We start from the raw sequence: 20082 nt of genomic DNA, 5'->3' as shown, positions 1-20082 counted from the left end.
AAGAACGAAACCGCCTGCGCGGCACCCTGTACGCCAGTGCGCCATCACGCCCCGTCAGCCGGTGAGCCGCGCGCGGTACGCACGCGGGCTTTCGCCGAATTCGGCCCGGAAAGCGCGGTTGAAGTTCGAAACGTCCTCGAACCCGCAATCGAGCGCGATGTCGACGATTTTGCCGGGCGCATCGGCGAGACGCTGAGCCGCGAGCCGCAATCGCGCTCGCACGACGTATTGATGCGGCGTCGTGCCCGTGGCCTGCTCGAACGTACGCAGGAAGTGGTAAGGACTCAGTCCGGCATGCTCGGCAAGGCGATCGAGGCCGAGCTCGCTCTCGGGCGCTGCGTCGATCAACTGAAGAATCTGCATCACGCGTTCGATCGCCGCGCTGGAGGCACCGCGCGTATCGCGCGGCGAAAGGCCCGCGGTGTGCCGTAGCGCATGTGCGGCAAGCGCTGCGGCGAGCGCGTCCCAGCCGCGTGCGCGTTGCATCGATATGCCCGCGCAAGCACCCGCGACAAACGGAGCAAACGCGCGCGAGGGCGCGATGCGTGCGGCGCCGAAACGCGCGCCGCGCGGCGTTACGCCCACGTCCGCCGCAATTCGCTCGAAGTATGCCGGGGTATAGCGAAACGCAATACAGCGATCGCCTTCGCGGTGCCGGTGGCCGCACTCGAAGCACTCGCCGTCATTGCCGAGCATCACCGCGCCCGGCGTCATCAATGCCCGCGCCGACGGCGTCCGATACTCGAACGCACCAGCGACGACGAGCGCGACGAGCATGCGCGAGTGCCGCTCCTCGAACGGAACGTCGTTCGGCCCATGCGTGCAGAGCACATCGGCCACCTGCCAACCCTCGCCCGCAACGAGCGTGCGCGGCGTCGTGCTCGCGCGTGCACCGGCCTCGCGCCGCCGTGCCAGTGCCGCGTCGAGTCCGGCCGCAATATTTGCCAAGATTTGCCCCTTACTTCCCCATAGGATCGTTATAGAACATCGCACGCGCCGCGGCCTGCCGCCGGTCGATGCGCGAACCGATGAACCGACGAACCGTCCGTTGCACGGAGATCATCCATGAATACTATCGAAACGAGCTTGCAACATGAATTCCCGGGCGCACTGACAGCGCCGGAACGCGCCGCCGATATCGACGACGCAGACGACATCTACGGCTGGCTGATCGGGAGTTGGTCGCTCGAAGTTCTACATTATCGCGGTGTGGATTTGCGCGGTCGGGGACTCATGGCCGAGGCGCATTTCGCGCGCGTGCTCGAAGGCCGCGCGATCGGCGATGTCTGGATCATGCCCCCGAGAGGCTCGCGCGAGCCGCGGGAAACCAGCATGAATATGTACGGCATGACGCTGCGCTGTTGGGATCCACAGCTGCGGGCCTGGCGCATCATGTGGGAGAATCCCGCCGGCCCCCATCGCGAAACGCAAATCGGCCGCCGTGTCGGCCGCGATATCGTACAAACCGGCGCGCGGCCCGATGGTCAGGCGACGCGCTGGCGGTTTACCGAAATCACGCCCGAACGCTTTCATTGGATCGGCGAGGCCCTCGCCCCCGATGGGCAAACCTGGCAGCTCGAAGGAGAGTTCGTCGCAACGCGCGTCGATCGCTGAATTACGCGAAGTCGTATCGGGAGACAGCGGTAACGGGCCCTGGCTTTCGACGCCCGAACACTCAAAACAACGAACGCTGCCGTTGCCGTGCCATCGAGACGACGTTGAGCTCGTCGAGCCGTTCGCGCGCCTTAGCGAGGTCGTGCACGAGTTGCCGCTGCAGCCACGTTTCGGCCCCGCCGCCGAATGCTTTGTCGAGCCGCAGCGCCATTTCGGGCGAGATGCCCGACTTTCCGCTCAGCAGATTCGTGAGCGCCTGGCGGCTCACCCCGAGCACGGCGGCGGCCTCAGTCACGCTGAGGTTGAAGCGCTCGAGACAGGTCTGGCGCACTATCGCGCCCGGGTGGATGAAGTCGGAATCGGCCATGGGCCGCACATTATCGGGGAACGACCGAATCGTCAACTGACAATGGACTCTTGTCGACGGGCGTCGACCGCGCAGCTGATCGCGTCCGGCCGCGCGGAAACTGTGAAGTCCTGCTTCACAGTGCGTCAACATAGCGATGGATAGTCGCTCGCGGAACGCGATGGTACATCTGAACTCCCCTTCGTTTGGAGAATTTCCGATGACCTCCGCTCCGCTTTCCGCCGCCATCGCGCCGACGCGTTCGCCCTGGCGCAGCGTGCTTTGGACCGTCCCGCTGACCGCTCTTTGGATCGTGCTGATCTACCGGCTGCCGATCATCCCGACGAGCGGGGTTCCCACCACCGCCCATCAACTGACGGCCCATGCGTTCATCGCACTCGGCTTATGGCTCGGCCTCGAACATACCGAGCTGACGCCAGCCCAGCGCCGCGTGACGTGGCTGGCCGTCATGATCCCCGACACGCTTTGGTTCGCGGTTGCCTGGAGCGCGGCGATCGGCGGCGGCTTTCACGGCAACCCCGCTTCTCCCGTACCGTGGCTGCCGTTGGCGATATTCCTGCCCGTGCTGATCGGCGCGCCGCTGTTGCTATCGTCAAAGCGCATCGGAAAGGTGCTCGATGCGATGCCTGCGACGTGGCTCGTCGCACTTCAGTCTTACCGCGTATTCGGCAGCTTTGCTCTCGCCGCATGGCTGCGCGGCGCGATGCCCGGCGCGTTCGCCTTGCCCGCGGGAATCGGCGACGTCTTGACCGGCGTGCTCGCCTTGCCGGCTGCAATGGCCCTGGCGGCTGGCACGGCGGAGGGTCGAAAAGCCGCGATCGTCTGGAACATCATCGGCCTCGCGGACTTTGCGATCGCCATCGCCATGGGGATGATCACCTCCCCGGGCCCGCTCCAACTGATCGTGCCAAACGTGCCGAGCATCGGTGCCGGCGTTTATCCGGACGTGTTGACGCCCGCGTTCGTGGTGCCGAGTTCGATCCTGCTGCATGCGCTGTCGCTGCGACAGTTGATGCGCCGACGCCGCTGACGGCACGAAGCAGTCCGGCCTTCAACGGCGCGCATGGTGTGTTCAGCTTGCCGCGCGCACATGGTTCAGCGCCTCGTGCACGAGTGATTCGACGAGCGGCTGGACGCGCGCCGCGAGCGCCTCGTCATAGGGGTAAGGCCGCGCCTCGCGCATGTAGGTGATTTGCGAAAGTTCGAGCTGGACCGCATGGACACCGTTATCGGGCGCACCGTAGCGGCGGGTGATATATCCGCCCTTGAAGCGCCCGTTGGCCACCGCGGTATAGCCGCTGCCGTGCCGAGTCACATGCAGCGTCAGCGCCTCGGCGAGTCCGTGGACCGCGCTCGCGCCGCCGGCTGTACCGAAGTTGAAATCGGGCAACCGCCCTTCGAAAAAGCGCGGCACGCGCGAACGGATCGAATGCGCATCCCACAGCAGCACCGAGCCGTGTAACGACTTCAGCCGAGCCAGTTCGCGCTCGAGCGCATCGTGATAGGGCTGCCAGTATTGCGCGCGTCGACGCTCGATCTCGTTGGCATTCGGCTCGCCCCCGGGATGGTAAAGCGGCGCCTTCTCGAACGTATCGATCGGCACCAGACCCGTCGTATCCTGCCCCGGGTAGAGACTCGCGTCGTCAGGCGGACGGTTCAGGTCGATCACATAACGGGCATAGGCAGGCACGATCAAGGATGCCCCCAAACCACGCGCGAACGCATACAGCCGTTCGAGATGCCAGTCGCAATCGTCGACGTGGCGAGCGACATCGGTCATCCCGGCCGCGACGGCAGCTGGAATCGCCGTGCCGACATGCGGCATCGATATGAGGAGTGGTAACGTCCCCTCGTGCAACGTCAAAACCGGCGGTTCGGGTGGGGTTGTCATATCGACCTCCTGCTTCTGCTTCTGCTTCGATTCGCGTGGTCACGCAACCCGCGGATCACCGCGTCAATTGCGCGACCGCCATGCGATACGCCGCATAGACACGCGCCTCGTCGATATGCCGCCGCTCGCGCACGACGCAGCGGCCGGCCACATAGACATCGCGGATCGGCGTCTCGCCTTGTTCGCAAAACACGATACCGGAAAGCCACGAAGCGGTGGGACGCACATCGACGCTCGGATGGTCCGGATCGAGCACGAGCCAGTCGGCACGACTTCCCGCCCGCAACGCGCCCGTCGGGCGACCCGTCGCCTGCGCTCCGCCCGCCAGCGCCGCGTCCACGAGTTGCTCGCCCAGTTGCTTGCCCTCGATGGCCGCAAGCACGTTCCGCTCGCGCCGCGCCAGACGCTGCCCATATTCGAGCAGACGCAACTCGGCGCGCCAGTCCACCGCGATCTGGCTGTCCGAGCCGATGCCGAACCGTCCCTGGGCATCGAGGTAGCGTCGCGCCGGGAACACCCCATCGCCGAGGTTCGCTTCAGTCGTCGGGCACAGCCCCACCACCGCCTTGCTGCGAGCGAGCGCGAGCGTCTCGGCGTCGTCGAGATGCGTCGCATGCACGAGGCACCAGCGCGCGTCGACATCGGCATGATCGAGCAACCAGGCCACGGGCCGCGCCCCGGTCGCCGCGATGCATTCGTCGACTTCGCCCGTTTGCTCCGCGATGTGGATGTGAATCGGCGCATTCGGCATACGGGCGCGAATGCCTTGCGTCAACGCCAGCAGCGAGGGCTCCGATACGGCGCGCAACGAGTGCGGTGCGACACCGTACGTACGCGTGCCGTCTTCGGGATGCGCGCTTCGCAAGCTGTCGAGCATGCCCAGCAACGCGTCGGGATCGCTGATGAATCGCCGTTGATCGGCGCGCGGAGCACGCCCTCCGAATCCGCTGGATTCGTAAAGCACAGGCAGCATCGTGATCCCGATCCCGACGCCCGCCGCGGCACCCACCACCCGCTCGGCGAGCTCGGCCGGGTGGGCGTAGCGGTGCCCGTCGGGCGCATGATGCAGGTAGTGGAATTCACAGACGGACGTGTAACCCGCTTTCAACATCTCCACGTAGAGCCAGGCGGCAACGGCTTCGAGCGTCTCCGGCGTCATGCGCGCGGCGAAGCGGTACATCGAATCGCGCCAACTCCAGAACGTATCGCGCCCCTCGCCGCGATATTCCGCGAGGCCCGCCATCGCGCGCTGAAATGCGTGGGAATGCAGATTCGGCATGCCCGGCATGATCGGACCCGCCGCGCGCGGCGTATCCACTTGCGCGCGCGCAGCAGCCTCCACGCTCGTCAGCGTGCCATGCCCGTCCCATCGCAATAGCACGTCGCGCTGCCATCCGTCGGGCAAATAGGCGTATTGCGCAAAGAGCGAATGCGCGCGCGGAGGGTGGGTGGCGGGCGTCACGTCGTACTCCTTGCCGCGGCCGGCCGCGGCCAGCGGTGCACCGTGATGCCATTGCGCACGACCCGAGCGGCGAGCGGACGCCCGATCCAGTAGGCAAGTTCGGGCAGCGTATCGACCGACCACGCGACGAAGTCGGCCGCGCGTCCGGCTTCGAGCGAACCATGCCGCGCGTCTTGACCGAGCGCGCGCGCCGCATGCCGCGTCACGCCTTGCAACGCCTCACTGACGGTGAGCCGGAACAGCGTACATCCGAAGTTCAGCATCGCGACGAGCGATGTCGCGGGCGACGTGCCCGGATTACTGTCGGTGGCAAGGGCGATCGGCACTTCATAGCGGCGCAGCAACTCGATCGGCGGCAACTGCGTCTCGCGAATGAAGTAATAGGCGCCCGGCAGCAGCACGGCCACCGTGCCCGCCGCTTTCATCGCCGCCACGCCGCCTTCATCGAGGTGCTCGAGATGATCCGCCGACAGCGCCCGGTAGCGCGCGGCGAGCGCCGCGCCGCCCATGGCGCTCAACTGCTCCGCGTGCATCTTGACCGGCAAGCCCCGTCGCGCCGCCGCTTCGAGCACGCGCTCGCTTTGCGCGAGCGTGAAGCCGATGCGCTCGCAAAAGACGTCCACCGCATCGACGAGGCCTTCATCCGCGAGCGCGGGCAACATGCGCTCGCAGACTTCGTCGATGTAGGCATCGGCGCGGCCCGCGAACTCCGCAGGTAATGCGTGCGCGCCAAGAAACGTCGTATAGACCGAGACCGGACAGCGCCGTCCAAGCTCGCGTGCGGCGCGCAGCATTTTTCGCTCGCTGGCCAGATCGAGACCGTAGCCGGACTTGATCTCGACCGCGCCCACACCGTCTTCGATCAAGACCGCGAGTCGCGGCTCCGCTGCCGCGACGAGCGCCGCTTCGTTGGCCGCGCGCGTGGCCCGCACCGTCGAGGCGATACCGCCGCCGCGACGGGCGATCTCCTCGTAGCTGGCGCCGGCCAGACGCAACGCGAATTCGTCGGCCCGATGCCCGGCATAGACGAGATGCGTGTGGCAATCGACAAGGCTCGGTGTCACCCAGGCGCCGCCGATGTCTTCGCGCGGCCAGTCATCGAACTCGCGCGGAAGATCGGCACGCGCGCCGACCCACGCGAGCTTGCCGTCGCGCACCGCCAGCGCGGCATCGGCAATCGTTTCGTCCGGGTCGCCGTGCGGGCATAGATGCAGGTGCTGCCAGACCAGATCGTTCATCGTTCGATCGTCATTGTCCGAGCATCGGCAAATTCAAGCCGGCTTCGCGCGCGGTGCGCTCGGCGAGCGCATAGCCCGCATCGGCGTGACGCATCACACCCGTGGCCGGATCGTTGAACAGCACGCGTTCGATGCGCCGTGCCGCCGCCTGCGTACCGTCGCAGACAATGACGACACCCGCATGCTGGCTGAAACCCATGCCCACCCCGCCGCCATGATGCAGCGAAACCCAGGTGGCCCCGCCCGCGGTATTGAGGAGCGCATTCAACAGGGGCCAGTCGCTCACCGCGTCGGATCCGTCCTTCATCGCTTCGGTCTCGCGGTTCGGGCTCGCCACGGAGCCCGTGTCGAGATGGTCGCGGCCGATGACGATCGGCGCCTTGAGTTCCCCGCGCGCCACCATTTCATTGAACGCCAGGCCGAGCCGGTAGCGGTCTTTCACGCCGGCCCAGCAGATACGCGCCGGCAACCCCTGGAACGCGATGCGCTCGCGCGCCATGTCGAGCCAATTGTGCAGGTGCGCATCGTCGGGAATCAGCTCCTTCACCTTGGCGTCCGTCTTGTAGATGTCTTCGGGGTCGCCCGAGAGCGCGACCCAGCGAAACGGGCCTTTGCCTTCGCAAAAGAGCGGCCGGATGTAGGCCGGCACGAAACCCGGGAAGTCGAACGCGTTCTCGACGCCCATCTCCTTAGCCATCTGACGAATGTTGTTGCCGTAATCGAGCGTCGCCGCGCCCCGCGATTGCAGCGTCAACATCGCCTGAACCTGCTTCGCCATCGATTGCTTCGCGGGCACGACGATGCTTTGAGGATCCACCTTGCGACGCTCGCGCCATGCTTGCAGCGTCCAGCCTTGCGGCAGGTAGCCGTTGATGGGATCGTGCGCGCTCGTCTGATCGGTTACACAATCGGGCGTGATGCCGCGCGCAACGCATTCGATGAAGACATCGGCCGCATTGCCCAGCAGACCGACCGAAACCGGCTTGCCGCTCGCCTTGGCCGCTTCGATCATCGCCAGCGCCTCGTCGAGCGTCGTTGCCTTGCGATCGAGGTAGCGCGTCTTCAGACGCATGTCGATGCGTGTCTCGTCGCATTCGACGGCGACCATCGAGAAGCCGGCCATCGTCGCGGCCAGCGGTTGCGCGCCGCCCATTCCACCGAGGCCGCCGGTCAAGATCCAGCGCCCCTGCGCCTGGCCGTTGAAATGCTGATTGGCCACGGCGTAAAAGGTCTCGTAAGTGCCCTGCACGATCCCCTGGCTGCCGATATAAATCCAACTCCCGGCTGTCATCTGACCGTACATCATGAGCCCCTTTCGATCGAGCTCGTGAAAGTGGTCCCAGGTGGCCCAGTGCGGCACGAGATTCGAGTTCGCGAGCAGCACGCGCGGCGCATCGGCATGCGTGCGGAACACGCCGACGGGCTTGCCCGATTGGATCAGCAGCGTTTCGTCGTCGTTCAGTGTCTCGAGCGTGGCGAGGATACGGTCGAAGCATGCCCAGTCGCGCGCCGCGCGCCCGATCCCGCCGTAGACGACGAGCGCATGCGGATGCTCGGCGACTTCAGGATCGAGGTTGTTCTGGATCATCCGATACGCGGCTTCAGTGAGCCAGCTCTTGCAGGATTTGACCGGTCCGCGTGGCGCACGCACCGTGCGCGAGGCGTCGTAGCGCGGATCGACGGATTTCGGGTCGTTCATGAGGGCCTCTTTGCCTTTCGGTTCGATGCGTTTTCAGAAATGTCCGGTGAAGCGGTAGCGGCTGCCCGGATGCCACAGATTCGCGATCGACGCGACGAGTGCACGCGTCCAGGTCCGCCGATGCAACACGAGACACGGCTCGCCGTCGGCCATCGTCAGCTGCGCGCAGGTGTCGGGCTCGGGCAGCGCGGCTTCGATGCGGTACTCGACGCGCGACAGCGGCGCGACACGCACGAGATACTGGTTCGGGGTGATTTGCGTGAAGTCCTGCAGCGCGTATTCCGGGGCTGCAGCCGGGTTGACCCAGCGCTCTTCGAATTGCACCGGCTCGTCGTTCTCGAAATGCAGGACGCGCGAATGGAAGATCGGGCTGCCCGAGTTCAATTGCATCTCTTCGGCCAGTGCCGCATCGGCCACGGTCGCGCCGAGCGAAAGCACGCTCGCACGATGCCGGTGGCCGCGCGCTGCGATTTCGTCGGAGATGCTGCGTATCGCCACGAGCGTCGATTCGTATTTGGGCCGCGCAACGAATGTCCCCGCGCCCTGCACACGCGTGAGCACCTGCTCCGCTGTCAGCTCGCGCAAAGCGCGGTTGACCGTCATGCGGGCGACCTTGAACTCGCGCGCGAGCTCGTTCTCGGAGGGCACCTGATCGCCCTCGCCCCATTCGCCCGAATGAATGCGGGTCAGGATGAAGTCCTTGATGCCTTGATAAGCCGGTGCGTTCATTGGCGGGCCGCCTCGATGTCGCGCATTGCCGCCCTGCCTCAGGCCGCAGGCGCTTCGGACGCGAATGCCAACGGGCTCGCCGCGGCAATCGCGCCGTCGCGCACGAGCTTCGCGATGGCCGCGATATCGGGTGCGAAGTAGCGATCGAGCTCGTAATGCGGAACTGCCGAACGCACGATGCCCATGACGCGCTCGAGCGCGGCGCTCGTGCGATTCGGCGCGCGAAGATCCACGCCCTGGGCCGCCGCGAGCAGTTCGATGGCAAGGATGTTCGCCGTGTTCTCCGCGATATCGCCGAGCTTGCGAGCCGCGAACGTGGCCATCGACACGTGATCCTCCTGATTCGCCGATGTCGGCAGCGAATCGACCGACGCCGGATGCGCGAGCGTCTTGTTCTCCGACGCCAGCGCGGCCGCGCTCACGTGCGCGATCATGAAACCCGAGTTCACACCGCCATCCTTGACGAGAAACGGTGGCAGGCCCGAGAGCGTCGCATCGATGAGCAGCGCGATGCGACGCTCGGCGAGTGCGCCGATTTCGGCGACCGCGAGCGCCAGGTTGTCCGCGGCAAATGCGACCGGTTCGGCGTGGAAATTGCCGCCCGAGAGGACTTCGCGCGTATCGGGAAACACGAGCGGGTTATCGGAAACGGCGTTCGCTTCGATGAGCAGTACTTCGGCCGCATGGCGCATCTGATCGAGACACGCACCCATGACCTGCGGCTGGCAGCGCAGGCTGTAAGGGTCTTGCACCTTGCCGCAATCGCGATGCGAGAGATTGATGCCGGAGCCGTCGAGCAGTGCGCGATAAGCGGCCGCCGCGTCGATCTGCCCGCGGTGACCGCGCAGCGCGTGGATCCGTGCGTCGAACGGCTTGACGGAACCGGCTGCCGCGTCGACCGACAGCGCGCCCGAGACGAGTGCCGTGCGAAAGAGATCCTCGATGGCGAAGAGGTTATAGAGCGCAAGCGCCGTGGACGCTTGCGTGCCGTTGAGCAACGCGAGCCCTTCTTTCGCTTGCAGCGTGAGCGGAGCGAGCCCGGCCATTGCGAGACCTGCGGCCGCGCTCATGCGCTCGCCGCGCACATGCACTTCACCGATACCGAGCAGAACAGCCGATAGATGCGCGAGCGGAGCCAGATCGCCCGAAGCGCCCACCGAACCCTTGATCGGAATGACCGGCAGTACATCGGCATTGAAGAGCGCGACGAGCGCATCCATGACTTCCCGGCGGATGCCTGAGTGTCCGCGCCCCAGGCTCGACAGCTTCAGCGCGATCAGCAGGCGCACGACGGGCGCCGACATCGGTTCGCCGATACCGACCGCGTGCGACAACACGAGATTGCGCTGCAGCAGTTCGAGCTGGTCGTGAGGAATATGCGTGCTGGCGAGACGACCGAAGCCGGTATTGATGCCATAGGCGGGTGCACCTTCCGCCGCAATGTCGGCAACAGCCTGCGCCCCTCTATCGATGGCGGCATGGCTGGCCGGATCGAGCCTCAGCGTGACCGGCTCGCGGGCGATGCGGCGAAGCTGGGCGAGGTTCAGTTGGCCGGGCGTAAGCATCATGGTGTGGAAATCCTGTCTCTTCTGTCGATGAGGGGCAGTCTAGCCTCACGATCTTGTATATACAACTCGTTTTTACATGCCTACGGTCAGGGATTTCCAGGATGGCGAAACATCAGCCGAACCGCGCCGCGAGGTCCAGCACTCGCCGCTTGTCGGCGGAATCATGCTGAACGCGTAAAATAGGGCTGATTCAGTACCAGGTAATCGATGCACGCTCGCGCCGCGCCCATGTTGTCTATACAGCTAGCAATGCCCGTACGTGGAGGCGATCGGCCGACGCCGCGGCCATCCGGCTGCCGCTGGCCCCCTCGATGTGCCGTGGCAACGCGCGTCGCACATGTCGCATGTGCCGCTTCGGGGCATCGCGCACCTTCGCGGAGCCTCATTTGCCGCGAGCGTAATCGTTCTCGCGACGGGTACGGGCTGTGCTTCACCTCCGGCAGAAGCGCGCGACCGATCGAGCCCCGACCGCTCGTGCGACACGCTCGCCGATACGGTGATTCGGCAAACCACTCCGGCAGACGAGCGCAACCAGATGGAAGCCATGACCAAAACGCAAGCGACACAAGGACAGGGACAGATGGACCTCATCGAATTGGCTCGAGAGTCCGGCATGGCCGTGACGCTCGACGCAAGAATAGGTCAGCAAGAGTATGTGAGCGTCAGCGGCTCCCTTGCCGCGCTCGCACGCTTTGCCGACGCGGTGCGCAAAGAACCGGGCTCCGATGAATCGGGCAACGGCAACGGCTGACGCAATGCGCGCCGCTCACCCGTGCGCGGGCGCTCGCGCCGCGCGCGACCACGCCACGCACGCGGCGTAGCCGGCGGGCGCGGGGCACCACAACGCCTCGTAGCCGGCCACGCCGCTGTCATCGGACATCTGCGGACCGACGGCGTGCACGCGCGGAGCGTGGCCGGTCCCGCGTTCGCCGCCGAGTACCTCGAATCCGGCGATGCCGCCCGCCAGCGAAATCCCGGTCCCGAGTGCTTTCACGAGCGCCTCCTTGGCGGTCCACGCGTCGTAAAACGCGTCCCGCTGCAAACCCTCGGCCAACGATTCGAGATGCGCGATTTCGCGTGGAGCGAGGACGCTTTTCGCCACGGCGCGCCAATCGAACCGTTCGCGTCGTGCCTCGATATCGATGCCCACGCGCCGCGTGCTCGATAGCGCGATCAGCGCATAGGCACCGGAATGCGACACGTTGAAATCGAGCAGGCCGTCCGTACGCCATCCGTCGAAAATACCGGCAAGCCGCGGCCGGCCGGCATCGTCGCGCAAAAAGCGCAGGTCGCCCGCGGGCAACCCCAGTCTTGCCGCAACGGTCTCACGCAACGCGGCACGGGCGGCGGCATGGCGCATCGCGTCCTCCCGGCGCAGGAATCGGGCTGCGCGCGCACGCTCGGCGTCGTCGAGCACCGACAATTGCGGTGCGTCCAGCGGCGCCGACAGATCGATCTCGACGAGCCGCACCTCCACCCCGGCCCGGCTCGCGGCCGGCACGTCGATCGCCGATATTTCGTAAGCGCGGCGGCGCTCTGTTGGCAGACTGTTCATGCGTGAAATTTACGTATCGGCGCGCGTGCGGAACACATGCCCCAATTTCTAGTAGTTGCCCCGGCGGGGCACCGCGGGTCAAATCGTCGGCGTCGCACGCACGCTGCCCATTCTCGGATGCTGCGCGCTCACCTGGAGAGAACGATTGACCTGCCCGCCGCTGCTGCATATCGAAGCACTGACCGCCGGCCACGGCAAGCTCGACGTGCTCGACGACGTCTCGTTGAGCGTCGCGCCCGGCACCACCGCCTGCGTGCTCGGACCGGCCGGCGCCGGCAAGACCACGCTGCTGATGACGGTCGCCGGCTTGCTGCGCGGCAAGAGCGGTTCGATCCGCTTCGCGGGCGAGGAGATCCGGCGCAAGCGGGCCAATGAAATCGTCGCGCGCGGCATTGCCTATGTTCCGCACAACCGGCTGCTCTGCCGCAATCTGTCGGTGCGCGACAACCTGCTGGCCGGTGTCTGGCGCGAGCCGGACCGCCCGCGCGTCGAAGCCGATGCTACGCAGCTGTTTGCGCGCTTTCCTCGCCTCAAGGCACTCGAGACGCACCGCGTGAGCTCGCTTTCGAGCGGCGAGCAGCAACTGCTCGGCATTGCCCGCGCGCTGATGTTGCGCCCGACACTGCTGCTGGTCGACGAACCGATCGCGGGATTGCCGCCCGAAATCGTCGACGATATTCTCGAGCTCGTCGAGCAGTTGAACCGCCAGGGTATCAGCGTGCTGATGGCCGAAAAACGCGACAATGCCCACAAAGTGCTGCGCGCGGCCAGATACGCGTATCTGCTCGAGCAAGGCCGCATCGCGTTCGCGGGCGAAGCAAAGACGCTGCGTGCCCGCGCCGTCGCATAGCACGACGCGCCGCCCGCCCGACGCACGATCGAGTCCCAGTCCGATGAATTTCCCGTACCGGCCATCTCGCTCAAACGGTGCCGCGCTTCAGTGAAGCAATCCAAGCATCGCGGCCCGCACCACGGCCGCGGTCTTGTTGGCGCTCTTGAGCTTCGTTACCGCATTCTTGACGTGGAAGTTGACGGTATCGACCGAGATGACGAGGATCTTCGAAATCTCGCCCGATGTCTTGCCGTCGGCCGCCCACTTCAGCACTTCGATTTCACGCTCCGTCAGACCGCGTTCAGGGTCGTCCATCAGCGCCGGCATGAGTACGCGCTTGAGAGCGAAATGCGCCGCGTTCACGAGCCAGCGCATGCGCGTTTCCTTTTCCGCGAGTTCGTTCGCGGTGATCGGCTCGCCGGAGCGCGCGAGCGTCAGCATGCCGCCCACGCCGCAACTATCGAACGCGGCCTTGGCCCACCCTACGCGCAAACCCGCTGCACGCGCTTCCTGCCATAGCTGAGGCGCCGTGGCGAAGAGCGCGTCGCTCCAGATCACAGGCAACGCCGAGCGGCGGGCATGAAGTACGGTTGGATCGATTTCGATGTAACGCGCCTCGTCATAGCGCTTTTGCCACCACGCGGGATAGTTGTTGACGAGACGCGTTTTCGGCTTCGACAGCGGCCACGGCGCACGCAGCCCGTAGGCGCAATACTCGAAGCCCAGACTTTTCGCGGCGGTTTCGATCTTGCGGAAGACCTCGTCACCGGAATGCGCATCGTCGAGGTCGTTCAACAACTGTTCGGCCCAGCTCGTCATCATTGCCTCCTCGTCATTGCGCGCCGAGCGCGCAACGGTATGCGCGATATCGCGCGGGCGCCACGCGGGCGGCCGGCATATCGCCATCCCGGCGCGCCCCCTCCGCTCACGGCGTGGACCGACGAGCGGCTCTCGAACGAGGTACGCGCCAAAGGCTTTTTTATTCAGCGTTGCATGGATTTCCCGATGGCACGCGCTGCGCGAAACATAGCGCGTCCAACTGAGGGCCGTATGCTACTCCACAGTTCGTAAATGGATGAGATCAGACCGTTCGGTCTGATCTCGCTCGAACGAGGGCTTCGCCCGCCAATCAAGCGATGAAACCGGTTCGGCCTCGCCGTCGGGAAGGTTTCACTTTCATGTCTCGAAAATTTGAATGAGTCCTCGGGATGGACTGCCGCCCCGCGCCGCGAAGCGATCGGCGAGCGATCCGCGACGTTTCCGTTGCGAGCCGACAACGGATGCGCAACCCCGTAAAAATGCGGGCTCAACCCTTGCTGAAGTTGTGCCGTAATACTGGCGCAGGTCCGACGAATGGTGCGCCTCACGGCCACCAAGTGGAAATCAGTGCGAAACACCACACCTGGTGCGCAGACGTTGACGCATGATTACACTAGTACCCGTGACTGCGCTTGAAACACGTTTGCGTGGCACCTGAGGAGCCAATAATGAACCGCCCGCTCGCCCGTATGCCGCTGCGCGCCATCGCCACGATGTCCGTAGGCGCACGGTTAAAGTGGCTTCTCGGTCTCGTCATCGCCGCCATGCTCGGGGTACTCGCGTATTTTGTCTCTGCCGAGATGCAAAGCTCGCGCCTTCAGGCGCGCTATCTCGCGCGGCTCGACCGCGATGTCTCGTTCGGCGTCGGCCCGGGGCCCAGCAACAGCATCCGCTTTCCTACGCACGGCGGCCCCTACGACGTCCGGCTCGGTTATGCCCAACTGCCCGATTTCGAAAAGCGTCTCGTTGCGCGCGGCTACCAGGTCACGCGGCAGGCCCGCGATTCGTCGACGATGACGTCGATTGCGGACCGCGGCCTCTTTCTGCCTTACCGCGAGAAAGATCAAGGCGGCCTGCAGTTGTTCGACACGCAAGGCGAGCCGCTCTTCAGCGCCCGCTATCCCGCCCTCGTCTACGGAAACTTCGAATCGATCCCGCCGCTCATCGTGAGCGCGCTCACGTTCATCGAGGATCGCTATCTGCTCGATGCGAGCCAGCCGTATCGCAATCCGGCCATCGATTGGGGCCGCTTCTCGCGCGCGTTGAGCGATCAGGCGCTGCGTCTCCTGAACCGGCATCAGGCAACGCCGGGCGGCAGCACGCTTGCCACGCAAACCGAAAAGTTTCGCCATTCGCCGGGTGGGCGCACCGCCACGCCGCCCGAGAAGCTGCGTCAGATCGCGTCGGCATCGGTGCGCGCCTATATGGGCGGCGAAAAAACGATGCCTGCGCGCCGCTCGATCGTCGTCCACTACCTCAACACCGTGCCGCTCGCGGCACAGCCGGGCACCGGCGAAGTCGAAGGACTCGGCGATGGCCTGGCCGCCTGGTATGGCCGCGATTTCGACGAGGTCAACCGTCTGCTCACGCAAGCCAGCATGCGCAACAGCAACAACGAAGCGACGGGCCAGACGCTCTCCGACGAAGCGCTCGCATTCAAGCAGGCGCTCTCGTTGCTCATCGCGCAGCGCGCGCCCTCGTACTTTCTCGTGCGCAATCCCGTCGCGCTCGATCATCTGACCGACAGCTACGTGCGCGTGCTGGCCGCCAACGGCGTCATCTCGAGTTCGCTGCGCGATGCGGCGCTGGCCGAACGGCTCGAGCTGCACCGCGCCGCGCCGCCGCAACCCGCCACGTCCTATGTCGCGCGCAAGGCCGTCACGCTTTTACGTGCGCAACTGATGGGGATGCTGGGCGTATCGAATGTGTACGATCTCAACCGCCTCGACCTGACGGCCCAATCGACGCTCGACAAGCACGTGCAAGCCGAGGTCAGCGACCGGCTGGCGCGCGCGAGCACCGTGGACGGTGCCAAGGCAGCCGGCTTGTACGGCTTCGAAATGCTGCGCCCGGGCGACGACCCGTCGAAGATCGCGTTCAGCTTCACGCTTTTCGAGCGGCGCGGCGGAGAAAACCTGCTGCGCGTGCAGACCGACAGCGTGAACCAGCCGTTCGACATCAACCACGGCGCTCGGTTGAACCTGGGCTCGACGGCGAAACTGCGCACGATCATCACTTACCTGCAGATCGTCGAGACGCTGCACCAGCGCTATGGTGCTCTTTCGAACGCCGAGCTCAAACGCGTTCAGCCCGATCCGTCCGACGCACTCTCGCGCTGGGCCGTCGATTACCTCTCGCACACGACCGACCGCTCGCTGTCGTCGATGTTGCAAGCCGCTGTGGACCGCAAATACTCGGCTAGCTCCGGCGAGCTCTTCGCGACGGGCGGCGGCATGCAAGCCTTCACGAACTTCGACAAATCGGACAACGGGCGCATCCTGACCGTCCACGATGCGTTCCAGCATTCGGTCAACCTCGTCTTCGTGCGCTTGATGCGCGATATCGTCCGCTACGAAATGGTCGAGGCTGCCGGCCCATCGCAGCGCTGGCTCGACGATCCGCAGTTGCGTCAGACCTACTTGACGCGTTTCGCGGATCAGGAAAGCCTCGTCTACCTGCATCGCTTCTACACCAAATACCAAGGGAAGACGCCCGACGAGGCACTCGATACGCTCGTTGCCGGCATGCGCAGCAAAGCGCCGCCCAAGGTGGCCACGGCGCTGCGCAGCGTCGCGCCGCAAGCGCCGCTGCCCTGGTTCGACGCGCGCATGCGCACCGCGCTCAAGGGCACGGTGAACGCACATATCTCCGACGACGATCTGGCAAGCCTCTATGCCAAATATGGTCCGGACAAGTTCAACCTCAACGATCGCGGCTACATCGCGCGGGTGCATCCGGTCGAACTCTGGATGCTCGGCTATCTGCGCGCCCACCCCAACGCGTCCGAGCGCGAATTGCGCAGCGCGAGCCAGGACGTGCGGCTCACTTCGTACGCATGGCTTTTCAAGACGCGTCATCGCGGGGCTCAGGACCGCCGCATCCGGCACATGGTGGAGTTGGAAGCCTATGCGCGCATTACGAAGGCCTGGCGCGCGCTCGGCTATCCGTTCGAAACGGTCACGCCGTCCTATGCGGCAGCCGTCGGCGCGTCGGGCGACCGGCCTGATGCGCTGGCGCAGTTGATCGGCATCGTGGCCAACGACGGACGGATGCTGCCGCCACACAGTATCGGTTCGCTCAAGTTCGCGGCGGGTACACCCTACGAAACCGAATTCGAACACGTGCCGGCCGCGAAAGACGCGACCGTCTCGCCCGAGATCACCGATGTCGTGCATGGGCTGCTGCGCGATGTCGTGCGAGGCGGCACCGGCGCCCGGCTCGCGGCCGGCCTGCCGTTGCCCGACGGACGCACGCTCGACGTCTATGGCAAGACCGGTACCGGCGATCAGCGCTTCGAGGTCTATGCGCCCGGCGCGCGGCTCATCGAATCGCGCAAGGTCAATCGGACCGCCACGTTCGTTTTCGTCATCGACAACCGGTTCTTCGGCACGCTGACCGCCTTCGCGCACGAGCCGTACGCCGCACGCTATTCCTACACGAGCGCGATGGCCGTCCAACTGCTCAAATCGCTCGGCCCGGCGCTCGCTCCGCTCGTCGGTCCGGCATCCGGGGCGCACGGCGCGGGGCGGCTCGCCGAATCGCCGAATTCGGGCTCGGTTGCCGCCGCATCGGCCTCCTAGCAGGCTGTTGAGCCGGCCCGCACTGCGTCCTTCGTCTCGTACGATGAATTCGCGCGGGCGGCGCGAGCATGGGGCAGCGCCGATCGAGCGTGAGATCGGGGTAAAAGATGGGCATACAATCGCCATCTGACCATCCACCTCACGCATCCATGAGCCCATCGAACACCCTCCGCGCCGTCACCTGGTCGCTGTCCGGCAACATCCTCGTCGTCACCATCGATCACCCCCCGGTCAATGCACTCAGCGCCGACGTTCGGCGCGGGCTCGTCGATTCGCTCGATGCCGCCGAGCGCGATCCCGCCGTCGCGGCCGTGCTGATCGTCGGTGCAGGCAGGAATTTCATCGCGGGGGCCGACATCCGCGAGTTCGGCAAGCCACCGCAGCCACCGGCGCTGCCCGATGTATGCGAGCGCATCGAAGCCGCGTCGAAACCGGTCGTCGCCGCGCTTCACGGCGCGACGCTCGGCGGTGGGCTCGAAATCGCGCTGGCGGCACATTATCGGATCGCCCTCGCCTCAGCCAAGCTCGGCCTGCCCGAGGTGAAGCTCGGACTCATGCCCGGCGCAGGCGGCACGCAACGCACGCCGCGCCTGATCGGGGTAGCCGCCGCGCTCGATCTGATGCTCTCGGGCCGCCATGCGAATGCCGAGGAGGCGCTTGCACTGGGGCTCGTCGACCAACTCGGCAAGGGTGAGGACGTGCTCGAGGCGGGGCTCGCCTACGCGCGCGAGCTCGTCGCGCGCCACGCACCGCCGCTTCGAACCCGCGACGCTCGCGCGTTCGAAGCCGATCCGACTGCGGCGCGCACGGCGATCGACGAGGCGCGTCGGCATACCGCGACGCGCTCGCGCGGCCTTTTTTCGCCCGGCAAGATCGTCGACGCCGTGCAAGCCGCGCTCGAACTGCCTTTCGACGAAGGCCTCGCATACGAACGCCGCGCGTTTCTCGAGTGTCTCGACAGCCCGCAGCGCGCAGGGCTCGTCCATGCATTCTTCGCCGAGCGCGAAGCCGCGAAAGCCCCGGAGACGAAGGCGGCCCCGCCACGCCCGATCGCCTCGACCGGTGTCGTGGGCGGCGGCACGATGGGTGCCGGCATCGCCGTTGCGATCCTCGAAGCCGGGCTCCCTGTCGTCATGATCGAGCGTGACGACGAGGCACTCGCTCGCGGGCGCACTTATGTCGAGCGCGTCTACGACGGCCTCGTCGCGAAGGGCAGGCTCTCGCGCGCCGGCAAAGAGGCGGCACTCGCCCGCTTTACCGGCAGCACGGACTACGCGGCGCTTTCCACCGTGGATCTGATCGTCGAAGCCGTGTTCGAAGACATGGCCGTGAAGAAGACCGTCTTCGCCGAACTGGACCGCGTTGCCCGGCCGCAGGCAGTACTTGCCACCAACACCTCGTATCTGGATATCGACGAAATCGCGGCCGTCACCTCGCGGCCCGCGGACGTCATCGGCCTGCATTTCTTTTCGCCCGCCCATGTGATGAAGTTGCTCGAGATCGTCGTGCCGGCGCGCGTGGCGACCGATGTCGTTTCGACCGCCTTCGAGTTCGCCCGGCGGCTCGGCAAAACACCGGTGCGCGCCGGTGTGTGCGACGGCTTCATCGGCAACCGCCTGCTCGCGGTCTACCGGACGGCGGCCGATTACCTGATGGAAGATGGCGCGTCCCCCTACCAGATCGATCGCGCGATGCGCGAGTTCGGCTATCCGATGGGGCCGTACCAGGTCGTCGATCTGGCAGGCGGCGACATCGGCTGGGCCGCGCGCAAACGCCGCGCCCCGACGCGCGACGCGCGCATGCGCTATGTCGAGATCGCCGACCGGCTCTGCGAGCGCGGATGGTTCGGACAGAAGACGGGCCGCGGTTTTTATCGCTACGAACCGGGCGCGCGCACGGGCAGCCCCGATCCGGAAGTCGAAGCGATCATCGACGCCGAGCGGCAGCGCCATGGGATCGTCCCACGCCATTTCGACGACGAGGAAATCGTGCGGCGCCTCATGACCGCGGTCATCAACGAAGCGGCGAATATCGTGCGCGAAGGCATCGCGTTGCGGCCGCTCGACGTCGATGTCGCGCTCGTGCACGGCTATGGTTTTCCGCGCCACCGCGGTGGACCGATGATGTATGCGGACACGATCGGTCTTGCGCACGTGCTGGCGGATCTGCGCCGTTACGAGGAGGAGGATGCGTTCTTTTGGCAGCCCTCGCCGCTCATCGTCGAACTGGTCGAGCGCGGCGCTTCATTTTCGAGCTTGAACGGCGCGGCACGATAGCGCCCCGGCGGCCCGCTTGCGTGCTCCGAGGCACGCAAGCGATCGCGGTAGCGACGCCGTGACGTCGCTCATGCATTTGACGGGTCATGCCGCGAACATTCGTAAATCCGAAAATCCAATCGACCCACGACCTACTCCTTTCAATATGAATATCTGAAACTCACCCATAATCCACCTCAAATCAAATCCCAAATTTCCTCACTTTTATGTAACTACAGCATTTTCGCTATTT

The 20082-nt window shown here is 65.6% G+C and carries 16 protein-coding genes; 6 read left to right on the top strand and 10 right to left on the bottom strand.

Annotation, left to right across the window (positions count from 1 at the left end):
- Positions 1-54: 54 nt before the first annotated feature.
- Positions 55-948 carry a helix-turn-helix transcriptional regulator gene (locus tag ACO1XS_RS11320; protein ID WP_331574448.1) on the bottom strand — a complete coding sequence of 298 codons (894 nt, stop codon included), beginning with the start codon at positions 946-948 and terminating at the stop codon, positions 55-57.
- A 117-nt stretch (positions 949-1065) separates the two neighbouring features.
- Here ACO1XS_RS11320 and ACO1XS_RS11315 point away from each other — a divergent pair, with 117 nt between their 5' ends.
- Positions 1066-1614: a hypothetical protein gene (locus ACO1XS_RS11315; protein WP_486390716.1), complete on the top strand. Its 549-nt coding sequence runs from the start codon at positions 1066-1068 to the stop codon at positions 1612-1614.
- Positions 1615-1675: 61 nt separating this feature from the next.
- On the opposite strand, the gene ACO1XS_RS11310 is transcribed toward ACO1XS_RS11315, so the two are convergent.
- Positions 1676-1981, bottom strand: a complete 306-nt coding sequence (locus ACO1XS_RS11310) for a HigA family addiction module antitoxin (RefSeq protein ID WP_331574452.1) — start codon at positions 1979-1981, stop codon at positions 1676-1678.
- Between the two features lie 199 nt (positions 1982-2180).
- Here ACO1XS_RS11310 and ACO1XS_RS11305 point away from each other — a divergent pair, with 199 nt between their 5' ends.
- Entirely contained in the window at positions 2181-3011 is an 831-nt protein-coding gene (locus tag ACO1XS_RS11305; protein WP_331574454.1) for an MFS transporter, read from the top strand.
- 42 nt (positions 3012-3053) lie between these two features.
- Here ACO1XS_RS11305 and hutG read toward each other — a convergent pair whose 3' ends face one another.
- From hutG to hutH, 6 genes are read right to left on the bottom strand one after another with little or no spacing between them, the layout of a single operon-like run.
- Positions 3054-3872 (bottom strand): N-formylglutamate deformylase, encoded by an 819-nt coding sequence (hutG, locus tag ACO1XS_RS11300; protein ID WP_331574456.1) that lies wholly within the window; start codon positions 3870-3872, stop codon positions 3054-3056.
- A 55-nt stretch (positions 3873-3927) separates the two neighbouring features.
- Positions 3928-5334 (bottom strand): formimidoylglutamate deiminase, encoded by a 1407-nt coding sequence (locus ACO1XS_RS11295; protein WP_486390715.1) that lies wholly within the window; start codon positions 5332-5334, stop codon positions 3928-3930.
- Positions 5331-6572: an imidazolonepropionase gene (gene hutI / locus ACO1XS_RS11290; protein ID WP_486390714.1), complete on the bottom strand. Its 1242-nt coding sequence runs from the start codon at positions 6570-6572 to the stop codon at positions 5331-5333. Before hutI ends, ACO1XS_RS11295 begins: the two co-directional genes overlap by 4 nt.
- Before the next feature lie 10 nt (positions 6573-6582).
- The gene (gene hutU / locus ACO1XS_RS11285; RefSeq protein ID WP_486390713.1) at positions 6583-8271 is read right to left on the bottom strand and encodes a urocanate hydratase; all 1689 of its coding nucleotides are present in this window, start codon (positions 8269-8271) and stop codon (positions 6583-6585) included.
- Positions 8272-8304: 33 nt separating this feature from the next.
- On the bottom strand, positions 8305-9000 hold the full coding sequence (hutC, locus tag ACO1XS_RS11280) for a histidine utilization transcriptional repressor HutC (protein WP_481581797.1): 696 nt from the start codon (positions 8998-9000) through the stop codon (positions 8305-8307).
- A 38-nt stretch (positions 9001-9038) separates the two neighbouring features.
- Positions 9039-10568, bottom strand: coding sequence for a histidine ammonia-lyase (gene hutH / locus ACO1XS_RS11275; protein ID WP_486390712.1), 1530 nt, complete (start codon positions 10566-10568; stop codon positions 9039-9041).
- A 535-nt stretch (positions 10569-11103) separates the two neighbouring features.
- On the opposite strand from hutH, the gene ACO1XS_RS11270 reads away from it, so the two are divergent.
- Positions 11104-11319, top strand: a complete 216-nt coding sequence (locus tag ACO1XS_RS11270; RefSeq protein WP_440562333.1) for a hypothetical protein — start codon at positions 11104-11106, stop codon at positions 11317-11319.
- Positions 11320-11334: 15 nt separating this feature from the next.
- Here the strand turns inward: ACO1XS_RS11270 and ACO1XS_RS11265 are convergent, their stop codons facing one another.
- Positions 11335-12123: a 4'-phosphopantetheinyl transferase family protein gene (locus ACO1XS_RS11265; RefSeq protein WP_486390711.1), complete on the bottom strand. Its 789-nt coding sequence runs from the start codon at positions 12121-12123 to the stop codon at positions 11335-11337.
- A gap of 145 nt (positions 12124-12268) precedes the next feature.
- Here ACO1XS_RS11265 and ACO1XS_RS11260 point away from each other — a divergent pair, with 145 nt between their 5' ends.
- Positions 12269-12973 carry an ABC transporter ATP-binding protein gene (locus ACO1XS_RS11260; protein WP_331574472.1) on the top strand — a complete coding sequence of 235 codons (705 nt, stop codon included), beginning with the start codon at positions 12269-12271 and terminating at the stop codon, positions 12971-12973.
- Positions 12974-13060: 87 nt separating this feature from the next.
- Here ACO1XS_RS11260 and ACO1XS_RS11255 read toward each other — a convergent pair whose 3' ends face one another.
- On the bottom strand, positions 13061-13774 hold the full coding sequence (locus ACO1XS_RS11255) for an autoinducer binding domain-containing protein (protein ID WP_331574507.1): 714 nt from the start codon (positions 13772-13774) through the stop codon (positions 13061-13063).
- 668 nt (positions 13775-14442) lie between these two features.
- Here ACO1XS_RS11255 and ACO1XS_RS11250 point away from each other — a divergent pair.
- Positions 14443-17574, top strand: coding sequence for a transglycosylase domain-containing protein (locus tag ACO1XS_RS11250; protein ID WP_486390710.1), 3132 nt, complete (start codon positions 14443-14445; stop codon positions 17572-17574).
- Between the two features lie 149 nt (positions 17575-17723).
- On the top strand, positions 17724-19850 hold the full coding sequence (locus ACO1XS_RS11245; protein WP_486390709.1) for a 3-hydroxyacyl-CoA dehydrogenase NAD-binding domain-containing protein: 2127 nt from the start codon (positions 17724-17726) through the stop codon (positions 19848-19850).
- Positions 19851-20082: the final 232 nt, after the last annotated feature.

The sequence above is a fragment of the Trinickia sp. genome, assembly GCF_057351765.1.
The sequence above is the reverse complement of the archived record's forward strand: the minus strand, read 5'-3'. Positions and strand labels throughout refer to the sequence as shown.